The sequence below is a fragment of the Caulobacter sp. ALps2 genome (assembly GCF_058681635.1).
Genome location: NZ_CM178743.1, coordinates 1,196,074 through 1,209,936, shown reverse-complemented (window position 1 = coordinate 1,209,936; position 13,863 = coordinate 1,196,074). Strand labels below are relative to the sequence as shown.

Here is a 13,863-nt window from a genome sequence, read left to right as displayed (position 1 = left end):
CGCTCGAACCTACTTGTTCTGGGTCACCGGGCCCTTGCCGGCCGCGGCGGCCGCCTTGGCGGTGACCTCGGCGACCTTGGCCGCGGGCTTGGGCAGCTTCGGCGTGTTGGCGACTCCGCCCGACTGCAGCACGGCGATGGCGCGTTGCAGCTGGAAGTCGCCCTTCTTGTCGTCGAAGGCGGTCGGCGGGGCTTCGGCCGGCGCGTGCGGCGCGACGCGGGTCTTGCCCTCGTCGGCGTTCAGCGCGTTCTTGAAGCTGGCTTCGCTGAACCACACGCGGTTGGCGATGTCCTGGGCCTGGTCGCGGGTCTGGGCGACCTCGAGGTCCGGGGCGATGCCGGTCTTCTGGATCGAGCGGCCCGACGGCGTGAAGTACTTGGCCGTGGTCAGCTTCAGCGCGCCGTCGGCTCCGCCGCGCAGCGGGATCACGGTTTGCACCGAACCCTTGCCGAAGCTGGTCAGGCCGACCAGTTCGGCGCGGTGACGATCCTGCAGGGCGCCGGCGACGATTTCAGCCGCCGAGGCCGAGCCTTGGTTGATCAGCACCACCATCGGCAGGCCGTTCAGCATGTCGCCCGCGCGGGCGTTGTAGCGCTGGATGTTGCGCGGGTCGCGGCCGCGCTGGCTGACCACCTCGCCGCCGTCCAGGAACACGTCGGCCACGCCGACCGCCTGGTCCAGCAGACCGCCCGGATTGTTCCGCAGATCGAGGATCAGGCCCTTCATCTTCGGGTTCTTGGCCTTCAGGTCGCTGATCGACGACACGAGGGCGTCGGTGGCCTTCTCGTTGAAGCCGGGCAGGCGGACATAGCCATAGTCGCCTTCCATCTTGGCGATGGCGGCCTTGGGCTTGATCACTTCGCGGATCAGTTTGACGTCGAATGGATCGGTCTTGTCGCGGGCGATGGTCAGGGTGACGCCCTCGCCGGCCGTACCGCGCATCTGCTTGACGGCCTCGGTGACCGTCAGGCCCAGCACGCTCTGGCCATTGACGGCGGTGATGTAGTCGCCGGCCTGGATGCCCGCGCGCGAGGCGGGGGTGCCGTCCATCGGCGAGATGACCTTCACGACGCCGTCCTCGCTGGTGACCTCGATGCCGAGGCCGCCATATTCGCCGCGCGTGGTGTCCTGCATGTCCTCGTAGCTGTCGGGCGACAGATAACCCGAATGCGGGTCGAGGCTGGTCAGCATGCCGTCCAGGGCCGCCTCGATCAGCTTCTTGTCGTCGACCTCGGTGACATACTGGTCCTCGACGGTGCCCAGCACGTCGCCGAAGAGCTCAAGCATCTTGTAGGTCTTGGTCTTGGGGGCGTTGTTCGCCTGAGCGATCGGGCTGACATAGGCCATGGCCCCCGCACCGAGGACGAAGGCCGAAACTCCGATGAGCAGATACTTGCGCATTAAGGCCCAGAAGGCTCCCTAGCGACGCGCGGCGTCGCAAACCGTGTTTAGCCCCGTCCACACACTGACGGCGGCCGTAGGTGGAATTACGGCCACCATTACTGAAAAAGTCGTCTATCGCGACTCTTGTTTGAGCCAGCGCTCCGGGTCCGCCGGTTCGCCGTTCTCCCGGACCTCTAGATAGAGCTCCGGATCGGAAGATACATGATCCGGCATCTTCCCGATGGGGGCGCCGGCCGCGACAGATTGTCCGGGCGCCGCCGTTATCTGGTCGAGGCCGGCCATGACGAGGTGGTAAGCGCCTTGCGAGCGCAGGATCAGCACCGCGCCCCAACCATTCAGCGCGCCGGCATATTCGACGGTTCCGGCGGCGGGGGCGGCGACGGTCAGGCCCTTGTCGGTGCGGATGGTCAGGCCGGGCGACTTGCCGCCGGCCGGCATCTCGGCGCCGAAACGCCGGACGATGGCCCCGGCGGCGGGCGAGCGCAGGTGCAGCGGCCCCGTGGCCTCGACCCGGCCAAGACCATCCGTAAGCACGCCGAGCGTGCGCAGCTCGTTCTCCTCGGTCAGGGCCTCGTGGGCGTAGGCGCGCTCCAGCTGGGTCTTCTCGATGATCAGGCGCTCGATCTCGCCCTTGCGGTCGGCGACCACGCTCTCGGCGGTGAACAGCTCGGCCGAGGCGGCGGCGGCCTCGCGGCGCAGGGTCCCGATGGCGGTGGCCTGGCGGGCATAGGCGTCGGCGCGGCGTTGCAGGTCGGGCGTCATGGCGCGGATCAGGATGGCGGCCCGCACCGCGTCGCGGGCGTTCTCGGGCGCCACCAGCAGGGCCGGCGGCGGATCGCGGCGAAACAGCTGCAGGGCCGACAGCAAGAGCGACAGCCGTTGCCGGTTGACGCCCAGATCGGCCAGGATCGAGCGTTCGCGGGCGTTCAGGGCCTCCAGCCGGGCGCGCTTGGCGTCGACATCGGCGCCGGCGCTGATGCGGGCGTGGTCCAGGCGGTCCAGCTCGGTCCGCAGGTCCTGGATCTCGCGGCGAGTGTCGGCGGCCTGCTGGCGGTCCTTGGCGCGCTGGATCTCCACCGCGCGATCGGCGCGCTGCCAGCCGACCACGGCCGTCGGAACGGCGAGGGCGGCAAAGATCAGACCGATGACCAGGGGGCGGCGAAGCATCAGGGTCTTGATGCCCTAATCCCGATGGTAGGGCGAGCCCGACAGGATGGTGGCGGCGCGATAGATCTGCTCGGCCAGCATGGCCCGGGCCATGGCGTGCGGCCAGGTCTGGACGCCAAAAGCCATGGTCTCGTTGGCCGAGGATAGGATCGAGGCGTCCAGGCCGTCGGCCCCGCCGATCAGGAACACCACGCGCCGGGCGCCGTCATCGCGGAGCCGAGCCAGATGGTCGGCGAAGGCGCGGCTCTTCCAAGCCTTGCCGTGCTCGTCGCAGGCGATGACGTGGGCGCCCTCCAGGTGCGGGCGCAGCACCTCGGCCTCGGCGGCCTTGCCGGGCTTGCGGGCCTCGACCTCGACGATCTCGACCGGACCCAGGGCCAGGGCGCGGCCCGAGGCGGTGGCGCGCGCGGCGTAGTCCACGGCCAGCTGCGCCTCGGCCATGCGGCCCAGCTTCCCTACGGTGAGGATGGTGATCTTCATGGGGAAAAGCGCTCAAGGCCGCCGACCCCTTTCAGGGCGGCGGCCGAGCACGATAGATCAGTTCGCCGCGGTGCGGTGCGGGGCGTCGACCGCCCAGATCTTCTCGATGTTGTAGAAGCTGCGCACTTCGGGACGGAACAGGTGGATGACGACGTCGCCGGCGTCGATCAGCACCCAGTCGCAATGCGGCAGGCCTTCGACCCGCGCCTTGCCGTAACCGTTTTCCTTGAGCGCCCGCAGCAGGTGGTCGGCCAGAGCGCCGACGTGACGGTGCGAACGGCCCGACGCCACGATCAGGCTATCGGCCACCGAGCTCTTGTCAGCCAGGTCGATGTGGACGATGTCCTGGGCCTTATCGTCGTCCAGGCGTTCCAGGATCAGGCGCTCCAGCGCCTTGATGTCCAGGGGCAGACTCAGGCCCGGGGATTCGTTCGAGGACTCGGCGCCGGCCGGGCCTTCGTGCGCATTAAGCGCGGGGTCGCTACGCAGCGTATTGCTCCTTATGGGGTCGCTGTGGATATCCCCCATAGCATGGAATTGGGCGAAAAGTGAGAGTTCGCGCCAGAAAGGCGCCGGAGGCGTCAATTCGACCCGGCGCTTGAGGCGTTCGAGCAACGCCAAAAAGCTTCGCCTTTAGCCCTTTTCGCGCGACCGCATGGCGGTCGACTCTTCCCTTTGCCTCGACCGCAGAGCGGTCGAGGACGCGAAGTTCAGCGGTCCCGTCAGATAGACCCAGGCCGGCGACTTGGCGTCCGGCAGCTTGGCGGCGGCGCTGGCGGGCCAGCGGGCGAAGGCGAAGCGGCGAGCGGCGGGCGAGGTGCGGGCCCTCAGCGAGATCCAAGGGCGAGAGATCACCGCGACGGGGACTTCGCGCATGATCTGGGTCCAGCCACGCCAGCGGTGGAAGGTGGCCAGGCTGTCGGCGCCCATCACCCAGACGAACTTCACGCCCGGGAAACGCGCCCGCAGCACCCGCAGGGTGTCGATGGTGTATCGCGAGCCCAGCCGGGTCTCGGCGTCCGAGACGATCATGCCGCTGCCCCGCGCCCAGCGACGGGCGGCGGCGATCCGCTCGGCGACGGGGCGGGTCTCATGCGACGACTTCAGCGGGTTCTGCGGCGAGACCAGCCAGATGACGCGGTCCAGCTCCAGGCGGCGCATGGCCGTCTCGGCCACGTGGGCATGGCCCTCGTGCGCCGGGTTGAAGCTGCCGCCGAACAGGCCGACGCGCATGCCCGGCTCCAGATGGAAGCCAAGACGCTGAGCGTTGGGCCGGCCGGCCTCAGGGACGAGTCTGGCCGGTCCCGCGAACCACATATTTGAACGTCGTCAGTTGCTCGGCCCCGACCGGACCGCGGGCATGAAGTTTGTCGGTGGCGATGCCGATCTCGGCCCCGAAGCCGAATTCGCCGCCATCGGCGAACTGGGTCGAGGCGTTGACCAGCACGATGGCGCTGTCGACCTCGGTCACGAAGGCGTCGGCCGCGCCGGCGTCCTCGGTGACGATCGCGTCGGTATGGCCCGAGCCGTAGGTGGCGATGTGCTTAGCCGCGCCGGCCACGCCGTCGACCACGGCCACGGCCAGGATCGGCGCGAGGTATTCGGTGGTCCAGTCGTCGACCGTCGCCTTCTTCATCGTCGGCTCGATGGCGCGCGCGGCCGCGTCACCACGGAGTTCGCAGCCGGCCTTGATCAGGGCGTCGGCGATCGGCGGCAGCAGCTTTTCAGCGGCGGCCTTGTCGATCAGCAGGGTCTCGGCCGAACCGCAGACCGACACCCGGCGCAGCTTGGCGTTGACGACGATGTCGACGGCCTTCTTCAAGTCCGCGCCGGCATGGACGAAGACGTGGTTGAGGCCTTCCAGGTGGCCCAGCACGGGCGCGCGGGCCTCGGCCTGGACGCGGGCGACCAGGCTCTTGCCGCCACGCGGGATAATCAGGTCGATGGCCTTGTCCAGGCCCGACAGGATGGCGCCGACGGCGGCGCGGTCGGGGGTCTTGACGATCTGGACGGCGGCGGCGGGCAGGCCAGCGGCCTTCAAGCCGCGTTCAATCGAAGCGTGGATGGCGAGGTTGGAGTGGATGCACTCCGAGCCGCCGCGCAGGATCACCGCATTGCCCGACCGCACGCACAGAGCGGCCGCGTCGGCGGTCACGTTGGGACGGCTCTCATAGATCATGGCGATGACGCCGATCGGCGTGCGCACGCGGGCGATGTCCAGGCCGTTGGGCCGGGTCCAGCGCGAGGTCGCCACGCCGATCGGATCGGGGATGGCCGCGACGGCTTCCACGCCGGCGGCCACGCCTTCCAGGCGCGCCTCGTCCAGCAGCAGACGCTCCTGCATCGGGGCGGTCAGGCCATTGGCGCCGGCGCGGGCCAGGTCCTTGGCGTTGGCGGCGAGGATGGCGGCGGCGTCCTCGCGGATCGCGGCGGCCATGGCCTGGATGGCGGCGGTGCGCTGCTCTGGCGTGGCGAGACGAAGCGCGCGCGCGCCTTCGCGAGCCGTCCGGCCCATCCCCGCCATCGTCGCCTGGAGGCTCGCGCCCGCGTCGTCCATTGTCCTCGGTCCCTTGTGCGCAAGGATATGCTCAGGTTGAGGCTTACCTAGGCGCTTTCAGGCACGGATGAAACCGGGTTCGTCTGAAAACGAATGGAGTTTGTCTGTGGCGGTCAGGGCTTGCAGGTGAACAGCGCGTTGTATTCGGCCAGGGTGTTCATCCCCACCTCCGCCCGGAATTGGTCGACCTTGGCGGGGTTCTCAAGCGGCTGCGTGAAGCGCTGGCCGTCGCGACAGCCGCCCTGGGTGCCATAGCGCTGAGGTCGCCCGGCGTTGGCGGCGACCCGATCATACAGGTAGGCGTAGCTCTTCGGATCGGTCTCGCCCTGGCGCCGCAGCTTGTCGAGTAGGGTCAGAATCTCCGTCTGAAAGGCGGCATCTTCGTCCGCGTGCTGAACCAGCAGCCAGGCGTCCTTTTCGGCCTCTCGTCCGTAGCGTGAGATCTCGAACCAGCCGCGGCTTCGCACTTCGTGTTTGATCCAGGCGACATTGTCGGCGTCCACCCGGCAGACGCGGCTCCACAATGGCCAGTTCGCCAGGTCGCGCGCCGAGGCGGTCATGGGGCCCAGCATGGCCTCGTTCTCGAAGCCCCTGCGCATGGCCTGGTCCCGGGCGACACGTAGGGCCAGTTCACGACTTCGCGCGGTCTTGGCAGCCTTGGCGCGGACGAGGAAGGGGCGGATGAGGCCGTCGAGCGTCGCATCGCCGCTGGAGCCGCCGACCATCAACGCGGAGAGGGCGCGGTCGAAGCGGCGAACGGCGGCGGCGGCCGCGTCGCGGTCCTCGCGCCATCGGCGCGGCGAGTTCGCCGCCTCGACGCCCTTCAGCCCCGCCAGGACTTCGACCTCGGCGTCCGTGAGGCAGCGGGCGGAAAGCTCGCCCTCCTTCAGCGACATGGCCGCATAGGCCGCTGTCCGCAGCGGTCCGATCGCCTTTGGCCCGGCGTCACCACGCAGTCGCCAGTAGTCGAAGGTACGGGCGGCGGCGGGATCTTTCACCAAGGCGGCGACGGGAAAAATGGCCGGTCCAGGACCAGCCGTCACCGCCAAAGCGGCCATAAGGGCCGCCGCCTTCGCCATCACCATTCGCCAACCCCATGGAAGTCAATTCAAGATTGTGAACCTGATGGGTTTGGCATGCAAGTTGAGCCTATTCGGCGTCCCAGGCGTAGGCCTTGTCCAGCCAATCCCCGAGCCGCCCGTCCGGCCGCGCCAGGGCGTGGATGCGGGTCATCTCGTCTTCCGAGAGGCTGAAGTCGAGGATGTCGAAGTTCTCCGCGATGCGCGCCGGGTTCTTGGTGCGCGGGATGGCGATGACGCCCTGCTGGATGATCCAGCGCAGGGTGACCTGGCCGGGGGTCTTGCCGTGGGCGGCGCCGATCTGGGCCAGCACCGGGTCGGTGGCGATCTTGCCCTGAGCCAGCGGCGACCAGGCGGTGATCGAGGTCCCCAGGGCGTCGGCCTTGGCCTTCAGGGTCTTCAGTGACAGGTAGGGGTGGTACTCGACCTGGTCGGTGGCGATGGGGGCTTCCGACAGCTTGCTGGCCTCTTCCAGCAGGGGCGAGGGGAAGTTCGACAGGCCGATGGCGCGGGTCCAGCCGCGGGCGCGGACCTCGGTCAGGGCCTTCAGGGTTTCGGCCAGCGGCACCTCGGGCTTGGGCCAGTGCAGCAGCAGCAGGTCGACATGGTCGACACCCAGCTTTTCCAGGCTCTTCTCGGCCGAGCGTTGCAGGTCGCCGTCGGCGAACTTGTCGATCCAGACCTTGGTGGTCAGGAAGATCTCGTCGCGCTTGACGCCACTGTTCTTGATGCCCGCGCCGACGTCGCGCTCGTTGCCATAGATCTGGGCGGTGTCGATGTGGCGGTAGCCGACCTCAAGCGCCTTCTCGACCAGCGGGACGGCCGTGCCGTTCTCCAGCTGCCAGGTGCCGAAGCCGAGGGCGGGCATCAGGACGTCGCCCGAGCGGATGGCGGGTACGAGCTTGGACATGGAGAACTCCGGAAAAGGCGTCAGGCCGATATGGGCTCTGGCTTGGCCAGCGCCACCTTGGTGCGAACGCGCAGGAGGGCGATGAAGATCAGCGCCACGGCGGCGAAGGCCAGGCTCATCTCGACCATGGTCAGCACCACGGCGGGGTAGCCGCGCTTGGCGACGTTCATGAACGGGTACGGATAGAAGCCCGACAGCGCCCCGTGGACCAGGGTCCAGGCGCCGAACAGGGCCGGGAAGGCCATGGCCTTGGCCGCCGCCATCCACCGCGCCGCGCCCTGGCCGCCGCGCGAGGCGACGTCGGCGAGGTAGGCCAATGGCGTGACGGTGTGCAGGATCGTGTTGGAGACGAGACGCAGGCCCCGCGGGTTCCACTGGCTGGCCAGCATCGTGTGATAGACCACGGCGGTGATGGCCAGGTAGGTCGCGATCGCCGCGCGCGGGCCGCTCCGCTCGGCCCAGATCGCGAAGCGGCTGCTCGGCGCCACGAGCGGCGCGACCAGGGCCGCGGCGGCCAGCATGTTCGACAGGATCGTGAAGTAGCTGAAGAACTCGATCGACTTCACGGCGGCCGAGACCAGGGTCTCGTCATGGACCATCAGACCATATTGCAGGGCCGGGCCCAGGCAGGCGACGACGGCGATCAGGATGCGCCAGGCTTTCATACGCTCTCCGTCGGGTGGGTTTCGTCCCAGGCCCTCAACACCTTCTTGGGCGCCGTGGCGCGCCACTGGCGGGTGATCAGTCGCTCGACCGTGCCCGGATGGGCCTGGGGCAGGCGGACCAGGACGTAGGGATAGTTCCTGAAGTGATCGGTGAAGTGGAAGACGTCCGGCTCGGCCTCGATCAGCATCTCGCGCTCGTCGAACGGCACGGCGGGGCAGACTAGGCTTTCGCCGTCCTCGAACAGGCGGGTCAGGAACTTGCCGTGCGCCTTCAGGCATGGGCGGCCATAGGCCGTGCCGTCCTCGACGCCGGGCAGTTTGAACGCGAAGGCTCTCACGTCTTCGTATGTCATGGGCAACCCCTCGGAACCGCGACTATATGTTGCGAATGGACACCGACAACACCCTGAAGACGCCGGTCCTGGTGCTGGGCGCGACCAGCCTGATCGGCGGCCATCTGCTGGAGCGGCTCAAGGCCGAGGACCTGGACCCGGTGGCCTTCAGCCGTCGCCCGCCGTCGCAGGACGCCTGCTGGATCGGCGGCGACCTCAAGGATCCGGACCTGGACGAGCGCCTGCCCCCGGCGGCGACGGTGTTCTCGCTGTCGCCGATCTGGCTGCTGCCCCACGCCCTGCCGACCTTGAAGGCGCGGGGGATGGAGCGCCTGATCGCCTTCTCCTCGACCAGCCGCTTCACCAAGACCGACTCGCCGGATGAAGGCGAGCGGGCCGTGGCCCTGGAGCTGGCCGGCGCCGAAGCCGCGGTCGAGACCTGGTGCGCCGAGCATGGCGTGGCCTGGACCATCCTGCGGCCGACCCTGATCTATGACGAAGGCCACGACGAGAACGTCAGCCGCATCGCCCGCCTGGTGAAGCGCTTCCACCTCATGCCGCTGTCGGGCAAGGGCGAGGGCCTGCGCCAGCCGGTGCACGCCGCCGACCTGGCCGCCGGCGCCCTGGCGGCGGCCCACGCGCCGGCGACGCGCAACCGCGCCTACGACCTGGTGGGCGGCGAGACGGTGACCTATCGGGTGATGGTCGACCGGGTGTTCGAGGGCCTGGGTAAGCACCCGCGTAGCCTGACGATGCCGACCTGGCTGTTCGCCCTGATCATGCGCCTGGCCAAGCCGTTCTATCCCGGCGCGACCACGGCCATGGGCAGCCGGATGGGCCAGGACCTGACGTTCGACTCGTCGGACGCGATGCGGGACTTCGAGTGGAACCCCCGCAAGTTCCACCCGCGCTTCTAGAGCATTTTCCGATCCGAACGGATCGACAAGATGCTCCAGGGTGGTGATCTAGAGGCTCCAGCCCGGGACCTTTCGCGGCACAGGCCGCGCGAGCCCTGTCGGTGGCCGCTCCCGTCCCCATCATGACCGGCGCCAACAGCAAGACGCTCGCCAGACGCATGCTCTATTCGACCCCGGTCGCGCTCCAGACGCCCAGTTCATTGCCGGACGGATCGGTGAAATGAAAGCGGCGACCGCCGGGGAAGCTGAAGATCGGGGCGGTGATCACGCCACCGGCCTTGGTCACCTTGTCCAGCATGGCTTCCAGGTCGTGGGCGTAGAGGATGACCAGCGGTCGGTCGGTCGCGCCCTCCTGCGGCTTGGCGAAACCGCCGTCGGCGCCCTGGCCTTCGAAGGCGACATAGTCGGGACCGTAGTCGACGAAGCTCCAGCCGAAGGCGTCCGCGTAGAAGCTTTTCGTCGCCGGCAGGTCGCCGCCGGGCCACTCGATATAGTCGATCTTGCCGTCTTCGCGCATGGGTCGTTCCTCAAACGATGTTCCGCAAATGTTCTAGTCGGCGCTCAAGGCAGAGTCCAGACGCAGGTGCGCTTGACGGCGTAGTCCTCGAGCTCGCGGGTGGTCTCGACCTGGTACTCGGCCAGCTTCACCAGGTCGTCCTTACGGAAATAGGTGCGCCCCGGATCGCCGATCAGCACGCTGGAGCCGCTGGCCCGGCCCTGCCGCAGCCAGCCCATCACCGCCTCGGCCATCGGCTTCTCGTAACAGATGTCGCCGGCCAGCAGCACGTCGGCCGCCGGTGGCGGGGCGTCCAGCAGGTTTATGTCGGTGAAGCCGACCACGACGCCGTTGGCCTCGGCGTTCAGGCTGACGGCCGCCTCGCAGAAGGCGTCGATGTCGGCCGCCAGCACGCTGGCCGCGCCGGCCTTCATCGCGGCGATGGCGACGATGCCCGAGCCGGTGGCGAAGTCGATGACCCGCTTGCCGGCGACGGTCTCGGGATGGTCGAGAATGTAGCGCGCCAGGGCCTGGCCGCCGGCCCAGGCGAAGGCCCAGAACGGCGGCGGCAGGCCGATCTCCTCCAGGGCTTCCTCGGTCAGCTTCCAGATCGGGGTGATCTCGTCGGCCAGATGCAGCGACAGCTCCGGCGCGTGCGGCGTCGGCTGGAAACGGGTGTTGTCGCGGATGAAGGCGCGGCGGCCTTCCAGGGTCTGGACGATCATGGCGCGCTTAGAGCCTGTCTGGTTCGGATGTGAAACAGCCGAACCAGAAAAACAGGCTCGCCAACAAACAGAGCGCACGCCCTAGGCTAGGCGGTGACCGTCTTGCTCGACGCGGCCTTCAGCACGGTCAGATAGCCCGGCGCGGTCAGCATGCCGGACGTCAGGCCCTTCTTGGCCAGCAGCCGGTGCGCCATCGGCAGGTTCCAGCACGGCGTGTGCATGAACATGTGGTGCTCGGCGTGGAAATTGACGTGGTAGGGCGCGATCAGGGCGCGCTCGAGCCAGTTGGCCTGGGTGGTGCGCGCGTGGCGGAACGGGTCGGGCTCGTCCTTGGCCACCAGGGCGTGCTCGGCGATGTTGCGCAGGCGGGTGACCAGCGGGAACCAGGTGGCCATCGGCACGATCCAGAGGGCCAGCCACGCCCACCACAGGCCCATCGCCGACAGGACGACCAGGATGCCGAGGTTCCACAGCAGGAACGGCTTTTGCCGCGCCACCTCGCCGGCGAAGATCGCGCCCTTGGGGGCGTCGCCTTTCATCTTCCCGAACAGCGGTCCGAACCGCTGCTTGAAGAAGGTCTGGCCGGTCAGGTCGCGGATGATCTTGCGGCGCAGGGACGCCCGCGTCGTCGGAAACGGCGCCGACAGGATCAGGTCCGGATCCTCGGCCTGCTGGGCGAACTTGTGGTGGGTCAGGTGATAGGGCCGGTACTTGGCCAGCGAGGCGCCGGTCGGGGCGGCGCACAGCCATTCGCCCAGCCAGTCATTGACCTTGAGGTTCGGGTGCAGCCCGCCGTGCGCGGCCTCGTGCATCAGGATCGCCAGGCCCAGCTGTCGCGCGCCGATCAGCATCACGGCCAGCACATAGGTCAGCGGATTGGGAAAGAAGACGAACAGCGCCCCGGCGAAGAGGATCACGGCCCAGGCGTGGGCGACCATGGCGACGCCGCGCCAGGACGAGCGGGCGGAAATCCGCGTCCATTCGGCGGGCGTGAACAGGTCCTGCGGTTTGACGCGGGGTGCGACGGCCATGGAACGATCATCGCACATTCAGCTTAGGCCTGACAGGATGACCCAACGTCACATTTGGAGCCGCTCATGCGCCGACTGATCCCCGCTCTCGTTCTGGCCGCCACGTGCGCCGGCATCTTCGTTTCTGGCGCGCTACCGGCCAGCGCCGCCAGCTTCGACTGCCGCAAGGCCCGCACGGCCGACGAGAAGGCGATCTGCGCCGAGCGGTCCTTGAACGACAAGGACGTGCGGATGGATGTGCTCTACGGGATCAATCGCCACACCCTGGCCATGGGCGGGCGCGGCGCGCTGATCGACCGGCAGCAGGAGTGGCTGCGTGATCGCCGCACCTGCGGGGCCAACAAGGCTTGCCTGAACCGCGCCTACGACAAGCGGCTGGGCGAGCTGGAGAACGGCATGCAGCGCATCTACCAGCAGGGGCCGTTTTAGAACCTGACCCCCGGCTTCCACAGCCCCGCGACCAGGCCGGCGAAGACGATCAGGCCGGCGACGGCGTTGGACTTGAAGAGCTTCAGCGCCAAGGGGCCGTCGTCCACGCGGACGGCGGCCGCCTGGCGCGACAGGTGCAAGGCGAACAGCGCCGCCAGCGGCAGGAACAGCGGTCCGACATCGCCCACCCAGCCGGCCGCGAACACGAAGCAGAACGAGGCCAGGTAGAAGGCCGCCACGCCGATCTGGAGATGGTTGCCCAGCCTCCGCGTCGACGACTTGATCCCGGCCAGGGCGTCGTCCTCGATGTCCTGGATCGCGTAGATCGTGTCGTAGCCCAGCGTCCAGAAGATGCCCGAGGCGTAGAGCAGGGCGGCCGACCACGACAGGTGGCCCACGGCGGCGGCGTAGCCCAGCAGCGCGCCCCAGTTGAAGGTCAGGCCCAGCCAGGCCTGCGGCCACCAGGTGATCCGCTTCATGAACGGGTAGCCGGCGACCAGGCCCAGCGAGAGCACGCCCAGCCCGATCGCCACCCAGCCCAGGCATAGCAGGACAGCCAAGCTGACCAGGCTGCAGCCCACAAGGAACAGCCAGGCCTGCTTGACCGTGATCAGGCCGGCCGGGATCGGGCGCATCGCCGTTCGCGCGACTTGCGCGTCGAAGTCGCGGTCGACGATGTCGTTGAAGGCGCAGCCGGCCGCGCGCATCAAGGCCGCGCCGACGAACACCGCCAGCAGCAGCAGCGGATTGGGCCAGCGGCCCTGCTCGGCGGCGGCCAGGGCGACGCCTTGCCAGCCGGGCAGCATCAGCAGCCAGATTCCCGCCGGCCGATCGAACCGACCCAGCTTCAGCCAGGGCCGCAGGCCCTCGGGGGCGTGGCGGTCGACCCAGTTGGTCGCGGCGGCGTCGGGCAGGATCGCGGTGTTCATGGGGCGAGGCTTAACCCGCAATCAGCGGGTCGGGAAAGCCATCATAGGGAAATCCAATCCTGCCGAAAGGAACGATCAATTGGATTTATCCGGCCTGTGAGGCGAAGGTCCTCCTGCAAGCCATTCGCAGGAGCGATTCAGATGACCACCGCCGCCATTCGTCTGTCCGGCTGGAGCCTGCTGATCGCCGGCGTCGGCGCCGGGATCGTCCTGCCCCATCCGGTGACCACCACCCTGTGGACCGCCGCCGCCAAGCTGTTCGCCCGCGTCGGCGACCAGAAGATGGTCCGCCGCCTGACCACAGCTGCCAAGTTCGGCCCTCGCGTCGAGCGCGGTCTGAACCGCCGTCCGCCGCGCCGGGTCGGTGGCGTGGCCGAGGCGTTCTGAGGCTTTCGGCTGCGGCGCCGAAGCGCTAGCGTCTGAGAATGAGTCTCAAGCCTCGCCGCAAGCGCCGCGACCTGACCCGCATGGAGCGCCGGCTGCTCGACGGCCTGGGCGGTACGCTGTTCGCCACGGGCGCGGTAGGCCTGGTCGTTCCTTACATGCCGACGACGGTGTTCTGGATCGGCGCGGTGCTGTGTTTCCTCAAGACCCGCCCGCACACGGTCCGGCCGATGCTGCGCGTGCCGGTGATCGGGCCGGCGATCCGCTGGTTTCTGCGCTGGCGGCCCTTCGGCGGCGGGCGCAAGCGCAAGCGGAAGGCTAAGATCAGCGCGGGATGACGGCGGGCCGTTAAAGCACT

General features: G+C 68.6%; 18 protein-coding genes. 4 read left to right on the top strand and 14 right to left on the bottom strand.

The features are described from left to right. Nucleotides 1-9 precede the first annotated feature (9 nt). The 10 genes from ACW173_RS05625 to ACW173_RS05580 all read right to left on the bottom strand — a co-directional run bounded on the left by ACW173_RS05625 (nucleotide 10) and on the right by ACW173_RS05580 (nucleotide 8,621). Nucleotides 10-1,401, bottom strand: coding sequence for a S41 family peptidase (locus ACW173_RS05625; RefSeq protein ID WP_492083891.1), 1,392 nt, complete (start codon nucleotides 1,399-1,401; stop codon nucleotides 10-12). 114 nt (nucleotides 1,402-1,515) lie between these two features. Then, entirely contained in the window at nucleotides 1,516-2,571 is a 1,056-nt protein-coding gene (locus tag ACW173_RS05620) for a murein hydrolase activator EnvC family protein (RefSeq protein WP_492083890.1), read from the bottom strand. A 15-nt stretch (nucleotides 2,572-2,586) separates the two neighbouring features. Further along, on the bottom strand, nucleotides 2,587-3,051 hold the full coding sequence (gene rlmH / locus ACW173_RS05615; RefSeq protein WP_492083889.1) for a 23S rRNA (pseudouridine(1915)-N(3))-methyltransferase RlmH: 465 nt from the start codon (nucleotides 3,049-3,051) through the stop codon (nucleotides 2,587-2,589). Nucleotides 3,052-3,108: 57 nt separating this feature from the next. After that, nucleotides 3,109-3,540, bottom strand: coding sequence for a ribosome silencing factor (gene rsfS, locus ACW173_RS05610; protein ID WP_492085918.1), 432 nt, complete (start codon nucleotides 3,538-3,540; stop codon nucleotides 3,109-3,111). A 144-nt stretch (nucleotides 3,541-3,684) separates the two neighbouring features. After that, nucleotides 3,685-4,368: a nicotinate-nucleotide adenylyltransferase gene (locus tag ACW173_RS05605; RefSeq protein WP_492083888.1), complete on the bottom strand. Its 684-nt coding sequence runs from the start codon at nucleotides 4,366-4,368 to the stop codon at nucleotides 3,685-3,687. Beyond that, a complete protein-coding gene (locus tag ACW173_RS05600; protein WP_492083887.1) occupies nucleotides 4,334-5,608 on the bottom strand; it encodes a glutamate-5-semialdehyde dehydrogenase in 1,275 nt (424 codons plus the stop codon). The genes ACW173_RS05605 and ACW173_RS05600 overlap by 35 nt, the downstream gene beginning before the upstream one ends. A gap of 113 nt (nucleotides 5,609-5,721) precedes the next feature. Continuing rightward, nucleotides 5,722-6,693, bottom strand: coding sequence for a DUF6624 domain-containing protein (locus tag ACW173_RS05595; protein WP_492083886.1), 972 nt, complete (start codon nucleotides 6,691-6,693; stop codon nucleotides 5,722-5,724). Nucleotides 6,694-6,757: 64 nt separating this feature from the next. After that, entirely contained in the window at nucleotides 6,758-7,597 is an 840-nt protein-coding gene (locus tag ACW173_RS05590) for an aldo/keto reductase (protein WP_492083885.1), read from the bottom strand. Between the two features lie 20 nt (nucleotides 7,598-7,617). Next, entirely contained in the window at nucleotides 7,618-8,262 is a 645-nt protein-coding gene (locus ACW173_RS05585) for a Pr6Pr family membrane protein (RefSeq protein WP_492083884.1), read from the bottom strand. After that, nucleotides 8,259-8,621 carry an MmcQ/YjbR family DNA-binding protein gene (locus tag ACW173_RS05580; protein WP_492083883.1) on the bottom strand — a complete coding sequence of 121 codons (363 nt, stop codon included), beginning with the start codon at nucleotides 8,619-8,621 and terminating at the stop codon, nucleotides 8,259-8,261. Before ACW173_RS05580 ends, ACW173_RS05585 begins: the two co-directional genes overlap by 4 nt. Before the next feature lie 29 nt (nucleotides 8,622-8,650). Here ACW173_RS05580 and ACW173_RS05575 point away from each other — a divergent pair, with 29 nt between their 5' ends. Then, nucleotides 8,651-9,511, top strand: a complete 861-nt coding sequence (locus tag ACW173_RS05575; protein ID WP_492083882.1) for an SDR family oxidoreductase — start codon at nucleotides 8,651-8,653, stop codon at nucleotides 9,509-9,511. A 163-nt stretch (nucleotides 9,512-9,674) separates the two neighbouring features. Here the strand turns inward: ACW173_RS05575 and ACW173_RS05570 are convergent, their stop codons facing one another. The 3 genes from ACW173_RS05570 to ACW173_RS05560 all read right to left on the bottom strand — a co-directional run bounded on the left by ACW173_RS05570 (nucleotide 9,675) and on the right by ACW173_RS05560 (nucleotide 11,763). After that, entirely contained in the window at nucleotides 9,675-10,028 is a 354-nt protein-coding gene (locus ACW173_RS05570; RefSeq protein WP_492083881.1) for a VOC family protein, read from the bottom strand. A 44-nt stretch (nucleotides 10,029-10,072) separates the two neighbouring features. After that, a complete protein-coding gene (locus ACW173_RS05565) occupies nucleotides 10,073-10,732 on the bottom strand; it encodes a class I SAM-dependent methyltransferase (protein WP_492083880.1) in 660 nt (219 codons plus the stop codon). Nucleotides 10,733-10,818: 86 nt separating this feature from the next. Next, nucleotides 10,819-11,763: a fatty acid desaturase family protein gene (locus tag ACW173_RS05560; RefSeq protein WP_492083879.1), complete on the bottom strand. Its 945-nt coding sequence runs from the start codon at nucleotides 11,761-11,763 to the stop codon at nucleotides 10,819-10,821. A gap of 66 nt (nucleotides 11,764-11,829) precedes the next feature. On the opposite strand from ACW173_RS05560, the gene ACW173_RS05555 reads away from it, so the two are divergent. Continuing rightward, complete coding sequence (locus ACW173_RS05555; RefSeq protein ID WP_492083878.1) at nucleotides 11,830-12,192, top strand: lysozyme inhibitor LprI family protein; 363 nt, start codon at nucleotides 11,830-11,832, stop codon at nucleotides 12,190-12,192. On the opposite strand, the gene ubiA is transcribed toward ACW173_RS05555, so the two are convergent. Then, nucleotides 12,189-13,121, bottom strand: coding sequence for a 4-hydroxybenzoate octaprenyltransferase (ubiA, locus tag ACW173_RS05550; RefSeq protein ID WP_492083877.1), 933 nt, complete (start codon nucleotides 13,119-13,121; stop codon nucleotides 12,189-12,191). The genes ACW173_RS05555 and ubiA overlap by 4 nt on opposite strands. Nucleotides 13,122-13,262: 141 nt before the next feature. Between ubiA and ACW173_RS05545 the strand changes: the two genes are divergently transcribed. Continuing rightward, nucleotides 13,263-13,508 (top strand): hypothetical protein, encoded by a 246-nt coding sequence (locus ACW173_RS05545; RefSeq protein ID WP_492083876.1) that lies wholly within the window; start codon nucleotides 13,263-13,265, stop codon nucleotides 13,506-13,508. Nucleotides 13,509-13,546: 38 nt separating this feature from the next. Further along, nucleotides 13,547-13,843, top strand: a complete 297-nt coding sequence (locus tag ACW173_RS05540; protein ID WP_492083875.1) for a DUF454 family protein — start codon at nucleotides 13,547-13,549, stop codon at nucleotides 13,841-13,843. Nucleotides 13,844-13,863: the final 20 nt, after the last annotated feature.

Coding starts and splice junctions, on each gene's coding strand:
- ACW173_RS05625 (WP_492083891.1), bottom strand. CDS start 1,401: ATGCGCAAGTATCTGCTCATCGGAGTTTCGGCCTTCGTCCTCGGTGCG.
- ACW173_RS05620 (WP_492083890.1), bottom strand. CDS start 2,571: ATGCTTCGCCGCCCCCTGGTCATCGGTCTGATCTTTGCCGCCCTCGCC.
- rlmH (WP_492083889.1), bottom strand. CDS start 3,051: ATGAAGATCACCATCCTCACCGTAGGGAAGCTGGGCCGCATGGCCGAG.
- ACW173_RS05605 (WP_492083888.1), bottom strand. CDS start 4,368: ATGTGGTTCGCGGGACCGGCCAGACTCGTCCCTGAGGCCGGCCGGCCC.
- ACW173_RS05600 (WP_492083887.1), bottom strand. CDS start 5,608: ATGGACGACGCGGGCGCGAGCCTCCAGGCGACGATGGCGGGGATGGGC.
- ACW173_RS05595 (WP_492083886.1), bottom strand. CDS start 6,693: ATGGTGATGGCGAAGGCGGCGGCCCTTATGGCCGCTTTGGCGGTGACG.
- ACW173_RS05590 (WP_492083885.1), bottom strand. CDS start 7,597: ATGTCCAAGCTCGTACCCGCCATCCGCTCGGGCGACGTCCTGATGCCC.
- ACW173_RS05585 (WP_492083884.1), bottom strand. CDS start 8,262: ATGAAAGCCTGGCGCATCCTGATCGCCGTCGTCGCCTGCCTGGGCCCG.
- ACW173_RS05575 (WP_492083882.1), top strand. CDS start 8,651: ATGGACACCGACAACACCCTGAAGACGCCGGTCCTGGTGCTGGGCGCG.
- ACW173_RS05570 (WP_492083881.1), bottom strand. CDS start 10,028: ATGCGCGAAGACGGCAAGATCGACTATATCGAGTGGCCCGGCGGCGAC.
- ACW173_RS05565 (WP_492083880.1), bottom strand. CDS start 10,732: ATGATCGTCCAGACCCTGGAAGGCCGCCGCGCCTTCATCCGCGACAAC.
- ACW173_RS05560 (WP_492083879.1), bottom strand. CDS start 11,763: ATGGCCGTCGCACCCCGCGTCAAACCGCAGGACCTGTTCACGCCCGCC.
- ACW173_RS05555 (WP_492083878.1), top strand. CDS start 11,830: ATGCGCCGACTGATCCCCGCTCTCGTTCTGGCCGCCACGTGCGCCGGC.
- ubiA (WP_492083877.1), bottom strand. CDS start 13,121: ATGAACACCGCGATCCTGCCCGACGCCGCCGCGACCAACTGGGTCGAC.
- ACW173_RS05545 (WP_492083876.1), top strand. CDS start 13,263: ATGACCACCGCCGCCATTCGTCTGTCCGGCTGGAGCCTGCTGATCGCC.
- ACW173_RS05540 (WP_492083875.1), top strand. CDS start 13,547: ATGAGTCTCAAGCCTCGCCGCAAGCGCCGCGACCTGACCCGCATGGAG.